At 71.3% G+C, this 14952-nt stretch carries 12 protein-coding genes; 7 read left to right on the top strand and 5 right to left on the bottom strand.

The features are described from left to right. Positions 1-14 precede the first annotated feature (14 nt). Together rpmF and ACFYT9_RS20245 are read left to right on the top strand one after the other, a co-directional pair. Positions 15-185, top strand: coding sequence for a 50S ribosomal protein L32 (gene rpmF / locus ACFYT9_RS20250; RefSeq protein ID WP_389165663.1), 171 nt, complete (start codon positions 15-17; stop codon positions 183-185). Positions 186-190: 5 nt separating this feature from the next. Then, the gene (locus tag ACFYT9_RS20245; protein WP_389165660.1) at positions 191-1381 is read left to right on the top strand and encodes a GTP-binding protein; all 1191 of its coding nucleotides are present in this window, start codon (positions 191-193) and stop codon (positions 1379-1381) included. Positions 1382-1531: 150 nt separating this feature from the next. Here the strand turns inward: ACFYT9_RS20245 and ACFYT9_RS20240 are convergent, their stop codons facing one another. Together ACFYT9_RS20240 and ACFYT9_RS20235 are read right to left on the bottom strand one after the other, a co-directional pair. Then, positions 1532-3013 carry a PepSY-associated TM helix domain-containing protein gene (locus ACFYT9_RS20240; RefSeq protein WP_389165658.1) on the bottom strand — a complete coding sequence of 494 codons (1482 nt, stop codon included), beginning with the start codon at positions 3011-3013 and terminating at the stop codon, positions 1532-1534. Positions 3014-3112: 99 nt separating this feature from the next. Beyond that, positions 3113-3538: a hypothetical protein gene (locus ACFYT9_RS20235; RefSeq protein ID WP_389165655.1), complete on the bottom strand. Its 426-nt coding sequence runs from the start codon at positions 3536-3538 to the stop codon at positions 3113-3115. Positions 3539-4186: 648 nt separating this feature from the next. Here ACFYT9_RS20235 and ACFYT9_RS20230 point away from each other — a divergent pair. Continuing rightward, positions 4187-4402 (top strand): hypothetical protein, encoded by a 216-nt coding sequence (locus ACFYT9_RS20230; protein ID WP_387270257.1) that lies wholly within the window; start codon positions 4187-4189, stop codon positions 4400-4402. A 146-nt stretch (positions 4403-4548) separates the two neighbouring features. Here the strand turns inward: ACFYT9_RS20230 and ACFYT9_RS20225 are convergent, their stop codons facing one another. After that, a complete protein-coding gene (locus tag ACFYT9_RS20225; RefSeq protein WP_389165652.1) occupies positions 4549-7545 on the bottom strand; it encodes a helicase-related protein in 2997 nt (998 codons plus the stop codon). A gap of 124 nt (positions 7546-7669) precedes the next feature. Here ACFYT9_RS20225 and ACFYT9_RS20220 point away from each other — a divergent pair, with 124 nt between their 5' ends. Beyond that, complete coding sequence (locus ACFYT9_RS20220) at positions 7670-10300, top strand: DEAD/DEAH box helicase (protein WP_389165650.1); 2631 nt, start codon at positions 7670-7672, stop codon at positions 10298-10300. A 112-nt stretch (positions 10301-10412) separates the two neighbouring features. Here ACFYT9_RS20220 and ACFYT9_RS20215 read toward each other — a convergent pair whose 3' ends face one another. Together ACFYT9_RS20215 and ACFYT9_RS20210 are read right to left on the bottom strand one after the other, a co-directional pair. Continuing rightward, a complete protein-coding gene (locus tag ACFYT9_RS20215) occupies positions 10413-11330 on the bottom strand; it encodes a hypothetical protein (RefSeq protein ID WP_389165647.1) in 918 nt (305 codons plus the stop codon). A 176-nt stretch (positions 11331-11506) separates the two neighbouring features. Next, entirely contained in the window at positions 11507-11929 is a 423-nt protein-coding gene (locus ACFYT9_RS20210; protein ID WP_387270249.1) for a YjbQ family protein, read from the bottom strand. A gap of 363 nt (positions 11930-12292) precedes the next feature. On the opposite strand from ACFYT9_RS20210, the gene ACFYT9_RS20205 reads away from it, so the two are divergent. From ACFYT9_RS20205 to ACFYT9_RS20195, 3 genes are read left to right on the top strand one after another with little or no spacing between them, the layout of a single operon-like run. Continuing rightward, positions 12293-13114: an ABC transporter permease gene (locus ACFYT9_RS20205; protein ID WP_389165642.1), complete on the top strand. Its 822-nt coding sequence runs from the start codon at positions 12293-12295 to the stop codon at positions 13112-13114. Beyond that, complete coding sequence (locus ACFYT9_RS20200) at positions 13087-13905, top strand: ABC transporter ATP-binding protein (protein ID WP_389165640.1); 819 nt, start codon at positions 13087-13089, stop codon at positions 13903-13905. The genes ACFYT9_RS20205 and ACFYT9_RS20200 overlap by 28 nt, the downstream gene beginning before the upstream one ends. A gap of 8 nt (positions 13906-13913) precedes the next feature. Further along, positions 13914-14951 (top strand): ABC transporter substrate-binding protein, encoded by a 1038-nt coding sequence (locus tag ACFYT9_RS20195; protein ID WP_387270246.1) that lies wholly within the window; start codon positions 13914-13916, stop codon positions 14949-14951. Position 14952 lies beyond the last annotated feature (1 nt).

Genomic DNA, 14952 nt, shown 5'->3' with positions numbered 1-14952 from the left:
CACAGGAGAACACCATGGCCGTACCCAAGCGGAAGATGTCCCGCAGTAACACCCGCCACCGCCGCGCCCAGTGGAAGGCCACCACCCCGCAGCTCGTCCCGATCACCGTCGACGGCGTCGGCCACCTGGTGCCGCAGCGACTCGTCAAGGCGTACGAGCGCGGGCTGCTGCGCCCCGAGAGCTGACCGCCATGACCGAACGGCTGCCGGTCACCGTCCTGTCGGGCTTCCTCGGGGCGGGCAAGACCACCCTGCTCAACCATGTGCTGACCAACCGCGACGGCCTGCGCGTCGCCGTCATCGTCAACGACATGAGCGAGATCAACATCGACGCCGCGCTCGTGCGCGGCGGTGCCGCGGCCCTGTCGCGGACCGAGGAACGCCTCGTCGAGATGACCAACGGCTGCATCTGCTGCACCCTGCGCGACGACCTCCTGGAAGAGGTCGACCGCCTCGCCCGCGAGGGCCGCTTCGACTACCTCCTGATCGAGTCCAGCGGCATCTCCGAGCCCATGCCGGTGGCCGCCACCTTCGCGTTCCCCCGCGACGACGGCGCCACCCTGGGCGACCTCGCCCGTCTCGACACGATGGTCACGGTCGTCGACGCGGCCAACTTCCTGCCCGAGCTGGACGGTGGCGACGGCCTCGCCGAGCGCGGGCTCGCCCCGTACGAGGACGACGAGCGCACGGTCAGCGACCTCCTCATGGACCAGATCGAGTTCGCGGACGTCATCGTCCTCAACAAGCTCGACCTCGTCGACGAGGAGCAGGGCACACGACTGCGCGCCGCCCTGACCCGGCTCAACCCGGCCGCCCGCGTCGTCCCGGCCCGCCACGGCCGCGTGGACCCCACACAGATCCTCGGCACCGGCCTCTTCGACCTCGAACGCGCCCAGCAGGCACCCGGCTGGGTCATGGAACTCAACGGCGACCACGTGCCGGAGACCGAGGAGTACGGGATCTCCAGCACCGTCTTCCGCTCGGCCACCCCCTTCCACCCCGGCCGCCTCTGGGAGTTCGTCACCGGGGAGCTCGACAGCGGGACCCACGGTCAGGTGCTCCGCTCCAAGGGCTTCTTCCGCCTCGCGAGCCGGCCGCTGGTGACCGGCCTGTGGTCGCAGGCCGGCTCCGTCGCCCGCTTCGAACCCTCCGGCGCCCAGGACCCGACCGCACCCCAGGGCCAGGAACTCGTCTTCATCGGCACCGGACTGCGCCCCGGCTCCCTGCACGCCGCACTCACCACGTGCCTGATGGGCGACGGGGAGGCGACACCGTCGGCGGACCCGTTCCCCGCCTGGGAGACGTACGGCATCGACGACGCCTGTGAACACGAGCACGGCCGTCCCGACCACGCGCACCCCGAGCTCGTGGCCCGGACCTGAGAACTCCGGGTCGGGCGGTGGTCGCAGCCACGGCACCGCCCGACCCGGTCGTCCCCCTGCTACCCCCCGCCGGGGGCGTCGGACGGACGAGGCCCGAACTCCCCCCCCCGGCGGAGGCTCACGGCCCGGGGACGGCCCCGGGCCACGGGGTCACGAGGTCCGGAAGCGGCGTACCGACCCCACGGCCACGTCGACGACCAGGAACGCCGCGAGGGTGACGCCCAGCAGGGGCAGCGCCCATCCGAGCGCCGCGACGGCGGGGACTCCGATGATCAGGACGGACAGCGGGAGCTGCCTCCAGGTACCGCGCGCGGGCGCCTTGCCCAGGCGCCCGGAGCGGTCCTCGCGGGTGGGGCGGCGCTGCCACCACATCCGGTAGCCCCAGAAGATCACCAGCATCAGGCCGATCGCGACGAGCGCGAGCACGATCTGGTTGGCGATCCCGAACAGCACGCCCATGTGGCCCTGGATGCCGAGCTTGGTCAGCTTGGCGAGGACCGGGTGGTCGGCCCAGCGCACATGCGCGGTGACCTCGGCCTTCGCGGTGTCCACCACCACCCGGTCGTAGTGGACCGGCCACACGTTGTCGGACTGCGCCACGACCCAGCCGCTGGCCGTGTCGGCCGGCGGGCTCAGGGTGACGGTGCCTCCGAGGCCCGCCTTCCGTGCCGCCGCCAGGGCGGTGTCGAAGTCGGCGGGGTCGGCCGGCGGCGCCTCGGCCTCTCCCATGTCGTGTCCGGAGTGGCCGGCGTGCTCGTCACCGCCCGCCGCCGCGTCGGGCGCCGGAGCGTCGGGAAGACGGGTGTCCAGCTCCGGCGCGTGCGCCCGCGCCGTGTCCAGTACCCGCCCGAACCGCTCACCGGCGTAGTGCGACCAGGTCAGACCGGTGGCGCTCAGGAAGAACAGACCCAGCGCCAGCCACACGCCGGTCGCCGCGTGGAACCCGCGCGTACGGCGCACCCCACGCGCCGAACGGTCGGGCAGCAGGACACCGCGCGCCGACTTCGCCCGCTGTCCGCGGCTGCGGCCGATCCACAGCACCAGGCCACCGGCGGCGATCACCCACAGCCAGCTCGCCGCGACCTCGGAGTACATCCGGCCGAACTCGCCGAGGTGCAGGTTGCGGTGCAGGTCGTCGAGCCAGGTGGTCGCCGGGGTCGAGCCGAACCAGGTGGTCAGCTCGCCCTTCACCTCGGCCGTGTACGGGTCGACGAAGACCGTCCGCTGCTTCTCCCCGAGCTCGGGCAGCGACAGCTCGACGCGGGTCGTGTCCTCGGGGCCCGCCGGGGTGAGCACCGAGGTCAGGGTGCCCTCGGGGTGGGCGGCCCGGGCGGCGGCTATCTGTTCGGACAGCGGCAGGACCCGCTCGCCGGTCTGCTCCACCCGGAGCCGGTCGCCGTAGAGGAGCTGGTCGAGCTGCGGGGTGAAGGTGTAGAGGAGGCCGGTCAGAGCGGCGACGAACAGGAACGGGGCGACGAACACGCCGGCGTAGAAGTGGAGCCGGACGAGCAGGGCGCGCACGCCCTGCCGGGACCGGCCCGCGGGAGGCGCCTCGGGCGGCGCGTCGGGCGGCGCGTCGGGCGGCGCGTCGGAGGGGTCTCCCGGTCTGGGTGTGTCGGTGACAGAGGACATGGGTGTGCTCCATGGGGACGTACGGACACCGCGGCGGGCGCGCGAGGGCGCCGCTGCCGCGGGGTGAGGACCGCCGCGTGGAGGGCGGCGGGGTGGTGATCAGGCGTACGTCACCGAGGGAGGCCCGCGCCGGGTGCGGGAGCGCGCGAGCAGCACACCGCGTGGCAGGGGAAGAGCCCGGGCGGGTTCACGGACCGGCCGCCCGGGCGGGACCGGCACCGTCGCGGGCATGAAGACGCGCAGCAGGGGCCGCAGGAGCAGCCCGGACAGACGCGCCAGGAGGCGCTCGCCATGGATCAGACACACCGAGGCGCCCAGCGCCGCGAGCGTGTGGGCCAGCGTCATCGCCGGGTCCGCGGAATGGCCCGACGGGCCCGGGCCGGCCGGCATGCCTCCATGCCCGGCGTGGCCCATGTGCGCCATGTGTTCCTCGGGCACCGCTGCGGCTCCGCCGTGTCCTCCCGCCAGGGCATGGAAGACGAGATGGAGGGCGCTCTGGGTCAGGCCGAGGACGAGTACGGTCACGGCGAAACGGTGACGGCGGAGCGTCGAGAGGGCGCCACACACGACCGCGAGCACGGTGAACAGTCCCGCGAGACCCGTCACACCGGGAAGCCGGCCACCCGCGGCCATGTGTCCGGCGGCACCCAGGAGCAGGCATGCCGAAGCACCGAGAAGACCCGTCCGGGTCCGCCTCAGCCAGTTCCCGGGTCCGCGCACGGCCACAAGGTAGCCCCGCCCGGGCGGGCGAGGGAACATCACCGACGCGCCCACTCCACGACGCGACCACCCACGACCGGTCAATACCGTTTCACCGCAAGGGGGTTGCCCTCCGACATCGGCAGCCGAACCGAAGATCGGGCCGGCCGGTGAAGTCCCTCACAGCGGCGGCGATTCGGGCGAAACAGCAGGAATTCCGCTCCTCCGACGCGAGGGTCGACCGCGGGCCGGCGGGGCAGCCCCGCCCCGGGAGCCGGACCGAGCCCTGTCCGCTTTCGGAAGAATGGCGGCAAATCGAACTACGGGAGCACGGGGCGAGCTGACGACGTGCTCCCGTACGGACCGCCGGGCGGGCGTGGGTTCCCCGCCACCGGGCATGACTCCTCCGTCCGCGAGAAGGAAGACGGCACGGGGCCGCTCCTGTGCGGGCGTGATCGAGAAAGGCGTGTGGCGATGACTGACATCGGTCCCCTGGAGCCCCTGGCGACCTTCTGCGGCAAGTGCGACTGCGGCTGCCCGCAGCTCTTCGTGGACGAGAGCGCACCCCCGGAGCGCCGGGTGGTGATCACCGACGACTTCGGCCAGAAGGTGGAGATGAGCGCCGACCAGTTCGCCTCGCTCGTCGAGGAGGCGAAGGCGGGCAGGCTGGACGCGGTCGCGACGGCCTGAGCACCGCCCCCGCTCCCGGTCGTTCCGTCCGCGTCACATGACGGACGGAACGACCCCGGTCGGCCCGCTCAGCCTCAGGAAGCGACCCCCCAGGAAGCGACCGGCCACCGGAGGCCTCGCGGCAGCGCTCGCCGCAAGCGGAACGCTCACTCGCGGGCGGGGAGATCGGAGAGGCTCAGCACGAGCGCCGCGGTGAGGATCCTCGGTGGCTTCGTCGACATCCGCTGCTGCCGGTCGAGCAGTTCGATCCGCTTCCGGAGCCGCACGTCGAGCTCGGCGGCCTTGCGGTGGAGACTCTCGGAGGACTCTCTGGGCTTCTCACCCCTCCGCTCCTTCTCGGAGGCCGTCGCGGCGTCGAGGAGCAGCCGCTCTCGCTCCGAGGTCAGGCGCCTGGTCACCAGCTCACGGGTCCTGGTCAACTCCGCCAGACGGCGGGGCTGGACTTCCGCCAGGTAGTCGGGAAGCCGGTTGGCGATGATCCAGCTGGTCGCCCGGGACTCGGCGTCCGCCAGCCAGGGAAGTCCGCGCACGATGCCGGTCGCCGCACCGTCGGGTGCCGCGGCGCAGTCGAGGTAGGGCGCCGGGCCGGCCGGGTGCACGGTTCCGCGGCTGTCGACGTAGGCGTAGGAGAACCGTCGGGCCACCGAGTCGCCGGTACCGTCCACGACCTCTTCGACGACCCCGACGAGGAGGTGGGGTGCGTCGAGGGCGGCCGAGAGGAGGACGGTGCCCCGGTTGAGGGCGTTCCCGAGGTTCCGGATGGTTTCGGCCATGACGGCGTCGTGCAGCGGGTGGCCGGGGGCGAGCAGGTCGGTGTGGGCGCGGTCGTCGGGCCGGACGCGGCCGAGGTCGAAGGTGACGTGGTCGTACGCGGTGGCGATGGGACCGTCACCCGCTGATCGGACGTGCTGCGGCACGTGAGTGATCTCGTGACGGCCCTGTGCCCGCTTGGCGATCCGGCCGCCGAGCCGGGCGAAGGCGTCCTTGAAGGTCGATTCGATGTCCTGCGGCTCCAGACGCCGGGCGCGGGCGTCGTCCATGGTGGCTCGCAGAACCCGCAGATCGGCGTCCGAGAGGTGCTCCGAAGCGAGCGCGCGCTCGTCCAGGAGACTCTTGAGGCCGTCTCCGACGGTGCTGTCGATGACGTCGTGCATTCTTCCCCTGACAGCCGGCTGCTCACCGTACTGGATCGCGTCGAGAAGCAGGTCTCGCAGCGGGGTCTCCGCGAACGCCTCTCCCAGGACGTCGAAGACCTTCCCGCCGTACGTTTCGCGCATCTGGTCGAGCTTCGCCAGCAGACGGGTGAAGACCTCGCCCTCACGGGTATTGGAGGCGACGAGGTTCCAGAGCCGGCAGACCTCTCCCTGGCCGATGCGATGGATACGTCCGAAGCGCTGCTCGATGCGGTTGGGGTTCCAGGGCAGGTCGTAGTTGATCATCAGGTGTGCGGCCTGGAGGTTGAGCCCCTCGCCCGCGGCGTCGGTGGCGAGCAGAATCCGGACGTCGCGGTTCTTGGTGAACTCCTCGGTGATCTGACGGCGTTCGGCCCGGCGTACGCCGCCGTGGATGGCCCTGACGGCATCGGCGCTCCCCAGCAGCGAGCCGATCTTGCCCTGCAGATAGCGAAGGGTGTCACGGTGCTCGGTGAAGACGATCAGCTTCCGCGGGTTCCCCTCGGCGTCCGTCACCAGCGCGTGGTCCCTGAGGAGGGCGGACAGCTCCGTCCACTTGCGGTCCGTGCCCGCCTCGCGGACCCGCTGCGCCGTCCGCACCAGCGTCCTCAGCTCGACGAGTTCGGCGTCGAGTTCCTCGACCGTCCGTGCCGCCGTCGCGGCGTCGAGCAGTTCCTCCTCGATCTCCTCGATCTCCTGCGCGCCGAAGTCGTCGCGGTCGAAGGAGGAGAAATCGACATGGGGCAGGCTCTCGCGACGGGTGCCGTCGAGGATCTCCTGCTTCCTGCGCTCCAGGCGCTCGGTACGCCGCACGAGGCTCTTGTAGATCGCCTCCGGGCTGGAGGCCAGCCTCCGCTGCAGCACGGTGAGGGCGAAACCCACGGTGTTCTTCCGTGTGCCGCCGATGCGGTCGGCACGGTTCATCCCTTCCCGGACGTAGTGGGTGACGTCCTCGTAGAGGTCGTACTCGAGCGCCGTGAGTTCGTAGGGGACGGTCTCGGCCAGACGCTCGGGGAAGAGTCTCCTGCCCTCGAAGGTGAGCAGGTCCTCCTTGATCATCCTCCGCATGATTCCGCCGACATCAGTGCGCTTGCCCTGCCTGCCCTCGAAGCGGTCGCGGTCCAGGAGGGTGAGGAAGAGCTGGAAGTCCTCCTCCTTTCCCGAGTGCGGGGTCGCGGTCATCAGGAGCAGGTGGCGTGTGATCTCCCCGAGCAGCTCGCCGAGCTGGAAACGCTTGGTCTTCTCCACCTTGCCACCGAAGTAGTGGCCGCCCATGCGGTGCGCCTCGTCCACCACGATCAGGTCCCATTCGGTCTCCCTGAGCTGCGCCTTCAGGTGTTCGTTGCGGGAGAGCTGGTCCATGCGGGCGATGAGGAGCGGATGGGTCTCGAAGACGTTGAGGTGGAGCTGCGAGTCCGCGAGCTGGTTCGTGAGCAGGTCGAAACGGAGGCCGAACTTGAAGAAGAGCTCGTCCTGCCACTGATCGACCAGGCCTCCCGGCGCCACGACGAGGCACCGTCTGACGTCATCGCGCAGCAGGAGCTCCTTGATGTAGAGCCCGGCCATGATCGTCTTTCCCGCGCCCGGGTCGTCGGCGAGCAGGAAGCGCAGCGGCGTACGGGGCATGAGCTCGCCGTACACGGCGCGAATCTGATGCGGAAGCGGCTGGACGTCGCTGGTCGCCACGGCCAGCATCGGGTCGAACAGGCCGGCCAGCGAGATCCGCTGAGCCTCGGCGGCCAGCTTGAAGTCACGGGCGTTCGCGTCGAAGGCTCGGCTGCCGCCGCATGCGATGCTCAGCCTGTCCTCGTCCTTCCGGAAGACGACCTGCTGGTCGAGGGCGCCCCCGGCCGTCTTGAAGGTCAGCTCGACCGCGTTCGCGCCGTGCGGCTGGGCGGCGATGAGCGTGACGACCTCCGCCGGAACCAGTCCCTCTATCCGCAAGCCCGGCTTGAGCTCCTCGAGCAGCACGTGCACAACCTCCGCTTGGCAGCCTGCGAACGCTACTCGGACGTTCCGGCGATGTCGTGATCCCGTCGACGTGATCGATCGGGGTCGCTAATCTTCCCAGAGGTCATGCGAGTCGGCGGGGGCAATGGAACGAGAAGCACGCCATCACCTGCGCGGTGTGGTGGACGACGTCAGCGGCTGGCACCGGCTCGCGGTGGGAATCGTGGAGCAGCGCCGCCCCGTCGAGTCGGCGGCCGAGGACGCCGCCGGGCAGCTCCTCGACCGGTTGGTCCCCCTCGGGACCAAGACCGTCATCTCATGGCGCGTCCTGCAGGTCTCGCCCTCCGACGCCGGACTGGTGACCGCCCTGGCTCGCCGCCAGGCCCTTCCGGCGGTCACAGCCGACGGCCGGCAGGGCATCCATCGGCTGACCGACGACGCCGGCAGGGCGTTGACGGCCGTCCGCGCGTTGTTCGGCGCCCGCCGGATCTTCTCGGGCAAGGGCCGCAAGGAGGAAGCGGAGCAGGCCGCCGCCTGGCTCCTGTCCCTCCACGAGGAGGTCACGGGCACCCGGCTCGTACCCGAGCTGGAAGGTCTCGCGGCGTGGAACGGGAAGGCCGTCCCGACGGTCGGGCCCTCGGCCTTGCTCGACGAACAGGTCGGCCTGGCCCCGCGCCTCGGCGCCGGAGCCGAACTGGTCGGACGGCAGGAGCTGGATCCCGCCAGGGCCGCGCTCACCGCCATCGACCGCGCCCTTCACCGCGAAAGCGAGTTCAGAGCGGCTGCCAAGGCCGCCGGCGACGCCGTCCGGAAGGCCGAGGTGCGCAGGCTGGTCGCCGAGATGCCCGTCGAACGGCTCAAGGACGCGACCAGCGGCCAGCTGCGCATCACGGCGCTGCTGGACGCCGGAATCCGGACCGTGCAGCACGTCCTCGACCAACGGTCGCGGATCCGGTCACTCCCCGGCGTCGGGGAGACCACGGGAAACCGGATGATCGGTGCCGCACAGACCATCTGGCAGACCACGATGGACGAGATGCCGATCCGCATCGACATCAAGAACCGCTCACAGGCCACCACGAAGTTCCTCACGGCGATGCGCGCCTGGGACGCGGCGCGATCGATCCGCAGCGCGACGTCGGACCTCGCCGCCGCCGACGCGGTGCGACCGCTCCTTCAGAGCCTCGCACCCCAGACCTCTCACCTGGTGCTCCTGCCCCACGCCCGGACCGTCGCCGAGCTGCGTACCGCGCTGGCGGCCGTCGTACGGCGCGGGGGCGTCCTCGGCGGCGAGAACGGCGCTGCGGGCGGCGACCCCTGGGCAGACTTCCTCTCCCGGCCGGCCGACTACTACGCGATGCTCGCGGAGCTCGGGTTCCTGGCCGACGACGCCGAGAAGAGTCAGGGCGACCTGCCGTCCGACATCGTCGAGGCGGTCAGGCGACTCACCCTCGACACCACCCATCTCAAGGCCTCGCTGCGCGGGTACCAGTCCTTCGGCGCCCGCTTCGCGCTCGTGCAGCAGAAGGTCGTCATCGGCGACGAGATGGGGCTGGGGAAGACGGTCGAATCCCTCGCCGTGCTCGCCCACCTGCGCGCCAAGGGCGCCTCCCACTTCCTGGTGGTGTGCCCGGCGGCCGTCGTCACCAACTGGGTCCGCGAAGTCCAGCACAAGTCGGCGCTGCGGTCCTACCGTCTCCACGGCCCCACCCGCGACGACGCGCTGAAGTCCTGGATCCGCAGCGGCGGAGTCGCCGTCACCACCTACGACATCCTCGGATGGCTGGAAGGCCGGATCCCCGAACGTGCCGAGCCGGCGTGCCTGGTGTTCGACGAGGCGCACTACATCAAGAATCCGTACGCCAAGCGGACCCAGCGCTCCACGGCCCTGATACAGCGCTCCGAGCGGGTGGTCCTCCTCACCGGCACCCCTCTGGAGAATCGGATCGAGGAGTTCCGCAATCTCGTCGGGTACCTCCGGCCGGATCTGCCGGTCGACGCCTCGGAGCTCTCCCCTCGTCAGTTCCGGAAGCAGGTGGCGCCGGCCTACCTGCGGCGCAACCAGGAAGACGTCCTGACCGAGCTCCCGGAGCGGCTCGACATCGACGAGTGGCTGCCGATGTCCGGCGTCGACGAGCAGCATTACCGGGCAGCGGTGATCGACGGCAACTTCATGGCCATGCGCCAGGCCGCCCTGCGGGCCGGGGACAAGTCCGAGAAGATGCAGCGCCTCGTCGACATAGTCCGGGAGGCGGAGGAGAACCAGCGCAAGGTACTGGTCTTCTCGTACTTCCGTGGCGTCCTCGACGCGGTGGCGTCACACCTTCCGGGGAAGGTGTTCGGACCTCTGACCGGCTCCGTGCCGGCCGCGGCACGGCAGACCATGGTCGACGATTTCTCCCGGGCCCCTGCCGGGGCCGTCCTCGTCGCGCAGATCGTGGCGGGTGGCGTCGGTCTCAACATCCAGTCGGCATCGGTCGTCGTGATCTGTGAGCCCCAGCTCAAACCGACGATCGAATGGCAGGCCATCGGCCGCGCCCACAGGATGGGACAGCTCGAAACGGTGCAGGTGCACCGTCTGCTCTCCGAAGAGGGCGTCGATCAGCGCATCATCGAGATCCTGGCACGCAAGAAGCAGCTCTTCGCCGACTTCGCCCGGGTCTCCGAGACGGCGGACAGCGCTCCGGAGGCCTTCGACATCACGGACGCCGAGCTGGCACGGGAGATCGTGGCAGCGGAGCGCGAGCGCCTGCTCCGGACCGCCGCGGAGGGCTAGCCGCGCGGACGCCGGCGAGCGCCATGGGGTCGCCGGCACCCTGCCCCTCGGCGCGGGGAGGAACGCGGTGGTGATGCCGTGCTTCCTCTCCAGGTCGGCGGCGGCGCGGCGATCACGGCCGTTCCGGGTCCCAGGCGGAGCTGAAGAGGGCCAGTTCGAGCACGTCCGGTGCCGCGGGCCAGTCGATCGACGCGGCCTCGAGTTGCTCGTTGGCGGCGTACATCCACCGGAGGTAGACGTCGTAACGGTGGGAACTCCAGCCGCTCCGGCGCCAGATCCACCGGGCGATTCGCTCGGACCACTCGTAGCCGGCCGCGAGTCCGACCTTCGTGGCGTGCCGGCGCAGAACCCCGGCGAGCACGCTGTCGAGGATCAGGGGACGCGGGCCCTTCATGTCCGACAGCGCCTGGCCCGCGAAGTAGAGGAATTTGGTGAAGTACGCCGGACCGAGGCCATGGAGAGTGTCCAGCCGCTCGTACGCCGCGACCGCGCCCCTGTCGACGAGCAGGGACACCGCCTCGGTGAGGACGGCCTCGACTCCGGGCCGGGCGAGCACCTGACACGTGCGGTGCGGGCCGTAGCCTCTGTCGCCGTAGCCCCACACCTGCGTGGCCACGAACGCCTCTGCCCAGTTCTCGGATCGCTCCGCGGCTCGCACCGCGGCCATGACCTCGGCCCGGCTCACCGAGGCCGACTCGGCCGCCGCCCGATCGGCGAAGGTGCCGGGCCACGGTGCTACGGCCTTCCACGCGGAGGGCCTGTACCGGACGCTGTGAGTGCCGGTCCCGTTCGCGTATCCCTGACCGCGTTCCGGGTCGGCCAGCCACCGCCCCAGCGACTCCACCGCGCTTGCCGGCAGGAGCAGTTCGAGCATCCGCTCATCAAGCGAGTCCGCCAGGCCCTGGTCGTGCCGCATGGCTAGATCCGCCCCCCGTTTATCGGTGCCGGCGAGGATGCGGCGGGCGACGGTCCGCGGGACCTCGGCCGCATGCGGGTGGAGCTCGGCGTGGTCGACGCGGCCGTACGGCACTGTGCGGACATGCTGGAAACCTTACGACGGCTTGCCCTTGGGGCGCCCCGAAGCGCGCATCTTCTCGGTCGCATCACGGTCGCGGCGGTGGATCGCGCGCAGCTCCGTCCGCGCACCCCACGCCCGCGTGGTGCAGCGGTTCTCGTCGAACGGGTCTTCGGGTCGGTGCCGACCGCTCAGCCCAGGAAGCTCAGTCGTACCTGGCGTTCCGGGTTGTCGACGTTGGTGTCGACCAGGCAGACCGACTGCCAGGTGCCCAGGGAGAGGCGGCCCGCGATGACGGGGAGGGTGGCGTGGGGTGGGAGGAAGGCGGGGAGGACGTGGTCGCGGCCGTGGCCGGGGGTGCCGTGGCGGTGCTGCCAGCGGTCGTCGGCGGGGAGCAGGTGGTGGAGGGTGGAGAGGAGGTCGCTGTCGCTGCCGGCGCCGGTCTCCAGGACGGCGAGGCCGGCGGTGGCGTGGGGGACGAAGAGGTTGAGGAGGCCGTCGCGGCCCGCGGCCGCCTCCGTCAGGAAGTCCTCGCAGATCTTCGTGAGGTCCGTGACGGTCTCGCGGGTGCCGGTGGTGAGGCCGAGGAGGCGCGTGGTGAAGGAGTGTGACATGGGGTCATCCTGCCGTCCGAGGCGCAGGATCACCCGTCCACGCTCCGAGACGCCGTTGACCGTGTCGGCGGCGGGTCGCTACGTTCACGCCATGTCGCGTTCAGCCCTGCTCACCACGCGTGGTCACATCGACCTGCTGCGGGTGGCCTCCGCCACCTGTCACCGCGGCTGCTGACGCCTTTTTCCTTCCGGCCCGCCCCTCGGGCGGAGCCTTCTTCCTGACGCCCTGACCTTCTCGCCGTACGCGTGTGCCTTCCGCGTGCGGTGACGTCGAGGCGTACCCCTCTTCCTTACTCACTCCCCCGGAGTTCCGTCATGGCCGTCGGTCACTCGCCCCCACTTCCTGCGCCTCTGAAGCCGGATATGTCGCTTATTCCGGAGATCGAATCGCTGACTTCCACCCGTCGGACCGGCCGCCGGGTCGTCGTGCCGCGGTGGCTGCGGCGGGCCGTCGGGCCCGTGCTGCTCCTGCTGGTCTGGCAGGTGTCGAGCGCCACCGGGGTGCTCGCGCCGGAGGTGCTCGCCTCGCCGGGGACGATCGCGCGGTCCGCCGGCGGTCTGGTCGCGGACGGGACTCTGCCGAACGCGATGGGGGTCTCGCTCCGGCGGGTGGCGGCCGGGCTGCTGATCGGCGGGGCCGTCGGCGTCACTCTCGCCCTGCTCTCCGGGCTCTCGCGGCTCGGCGAGGACCTCGTCGACGCGACCGTGCAGATGCTGCGCACCGTCCCCTGGGTCGGGCTGATCCCGCTGCTGATCATCTGGCTGGGCATCGGCGAGGCCCCGAAGGTCGCCCTGATCGCGCTGGGCACCGCCTTCCACCTCTACCTGAACGTGTACGCCGGGATCCGCGGCGTCGACGCCCAACTCGTCGAGGCCGGACAGTCGTTGGGGCTCGGTCGGTGGGGTCTCGTCCGGCACGTGGTGCTGCCGGGCGCGCTCCCGGGCGCGATGACCGGGCTGCGGTACGCGCTCGCCACCGCCTGGCTCGCCCTCGTCTTCGGCGAGTCCATCAACGCCGACGCCGGGATCGGCTTCCTGATGAACCAGGCGCGCGAGTTCTTCCGCACCGACGTGATCGTCGTCTGCCTCGTCGTCTACGCCTTCCTCGGCCTGCTCGCCGACGCCGTCGTCCGCACTCTCGAAAGGCTGCTGCTGCAATGGCGACCGACCTTCACCGGACAGTGACCGTCCAGGGCCTCACCCGATCCTTCGACGGCCGGCCGGTCGTCGACGGACTCGATCTCACCTTGGAGGCCGGCCAGTTCACCGCCCTCCTCGGGCACAGCGGCTGCGGGAAGTCGACCCTGCTGCGCGTGCTCGCCGGCCTCGACCGTGAGATCTCCGGCACCGTCCTCGTGCCCCGCCGCCGCGCGGTCGCCTTCCAGGCGCCCCGGCTGATGCCGTGGAAGCGGGTCTGGCGCAATGTGCTCCTCGGGCTGCCGGGCCGCCCGGACCGGGCCGTCGCCGACCGCGCCCTCGCGGAGGTCGGGCTCGGCCACCGGGCCGGCGCCTGGCCCAAGACCCTCTCCGGCGGCGAGGCACAACGCGCCTCCCTGGCACGGGCGTTGGTACGCGATCCCGACCTGCTGCTGCTTGACGAGCCGTTCGGCGCGCTCGACGCGCTGACCCGCATCAAGGCCCAGCGGCTCGTCGCCGAACTGTGGCGCCGGCGCGGCTGCACCGTCCTCCTCGTCACCCACGACGTGGACGAGGCGCTGCTCCTCGCGGACCGGGCGCTCGTGATGCGCGACGGCGTCATCGCGTACGACACCCCGGTCACGCTCGACCGGCCCCGCTCCCCCGCCGACCCGGGCTTCGCCGCCCTCCGGGGCCGGCTCCTCGCCGAACTCGGCGTGGAGGAGGGCGAATCCGCCGACGACCCCACCCCGGCCCCTGCCTCCGCCCCCGCCTCCACCTCTTCCCCCGCCCCCGCCTCTTCCCCCGCCCGCGTTCCCACCGCGGTCGGCCACCGTTAGGAGCCCCTGTGAAGTCCCTCCGGCACACCCTCTCCGCCGCGCTGCTTCTGCCGCTCGCGCTGCTCGCCGCCACCGCCTGCTCCCCCGCCTCCGGCGCCGACGCCGGCGGAAATGTCGACGGCAAGGGCGACCTCGTCCTGAACGTCGGTGACCAGAAGGGCGGCGCGGAGGCCGTCCTGCGCGCCGCCGGGGAACTCGACGACCTGCCCTACCGAGTGAAATGGTCCACGTTCACCTCCGGGCCACCACTCCTCGAAGCCATCAACGCCGGAGCCGTCGACCTCGGCGGCGTCGGCAACACCCCGCCGGTCTTCGCCGCCGGCGCCGGCTCGAAGATCACCGTCGTCGCCGCGACCCACGGCGACTCGGCGGGCGAGGCCATCCTCGTCCCGAAGAACTCGCCGCTCCGCTCCGCCCGCGACCTGAAGGGGAAGAAGGTCGCGGTGGCGCAGGGCAGTTCGGCGCACTTCCAGCTGATCGGGTCGCTGGAGAAGGCCGGTCTGACGCTGAAGGACGTCCAGGTCACCCTCCTTCAGCCGGCCGACGCGCTCGCCGCCTTCACCAGCGGCCAGGTCGACGCGTGGGCGGTCTGGGACCCGTACACCTCCCAGGTGCTGCACAGCGGCACCGGGCGGGTCCTCACCGACGGGCGCGGGGTCGTCAACGGGCTCGGTTTCCAGGTCGTCGCCCCCGCCGCGCTCGCGGACGCGGAGAAGTCGAAGGCCGTCGGCGACTTCGTGGAGCGGCTGCGGCGCGCCCAGGACTGGGTGTTCGGGCACCCGGAGGAGTGGGCGAAGGTCTGGGCGAAGGAGACCGGGCTGCCGTACGAGGTGGCGCTCGCCGCCGTGAAGCGCAGCAACGGCACCCGCATCCCGGTCGCCCTCGACGAGGCGGCGATCGCCTCCGAGCAGAAGATCGCCGACACCTTCGCCGACCTCGGGCTCATCCCGAACCGCTTCCGCTTCGCCGACTTCGTGGACAACCGCTTCGACAAGGACCTGCCGCCGTCGACCACCCCGGCGCGCTCCTACGGAAAGGACTCCTGAC

It is taken from the genome of Streptomyces sp. NPDC004435, assembly GCF_042873895.1.
In the GTDB taxonomy this organism is placed as follows: domain Bacteria; phylum Actinomycetota; class Actinomycetes; order Streptomycetales; family Streptomycetaceae; genus Streptomyces.
Note: the sequence above shows the minus strand (reverse complement) of the source record. Positions and strands in the feature narration are given on the sequence as shown.

What these genes read in the sequence shown, in the direction of transcription:
- rpmF (WP_389165663.1), top strand. Translation starts at nt 15, where the DNA reads ATGGCCGTACCCAAGCGGAAGATGTCCCGCAGTAACACCCGCCACCGC.
- ACFYT9_RS20245 (WP_389165660.1), top strand. Translation starts at nt 191, where the DNA reads ATGACCGAACGGCTGCCGGTCACCGTCCTGTCGGGCTTCCTCGGGGCG.
- ACFYT9_RS20240 (WP_389165658.1), bottom strand. Translation starts at nt 3,013, where the DNA reads ATGTCCTCTGTCACCGACACACCCAGACCGGGAGACCCCTCCGACGCG.
- ACFYT9_RS20230 (WP_387270257.1), top strand. Translation starts at nt 4,187, where the DNA reads ATGACTGACATCGGTCCCCTGGAGCCCCTGGCGACCTTCTGCGGCAAG.
- ACFYT9_RS20220 (WP_389165650.1), top strand. Translation starts at nt 7,670, where the DNA reads ATGGAACGAGAAGCACGCCATCACCTGCGCGGTGTGGTGGACGACGTC.
- ACFYT9_RS20210 (WP_387270249.1), bottom strand. Translation starts at nt 11,929, where the DNA reads ATGTCACACTCCTTCACCACGCGCCTCCTCGGCCTCACCACCGGCACC.
- ACFYT9_RS20205 (WP_389165642.1), top strand. Translation starts at nt 12,293, where the DNA reads ATGTCGCTTATTCCGGAGATCGAATCGCTGACTTCCACCCGTCGGACC.
- ACFYT9_RS20200 (WP_389165640.1), top strand. Translation starts at nt 13,087, where the DNA reads ATGGCGACCGACCTTCACCGGACAGTGACCGTCCAGGGCCTCACCCGA.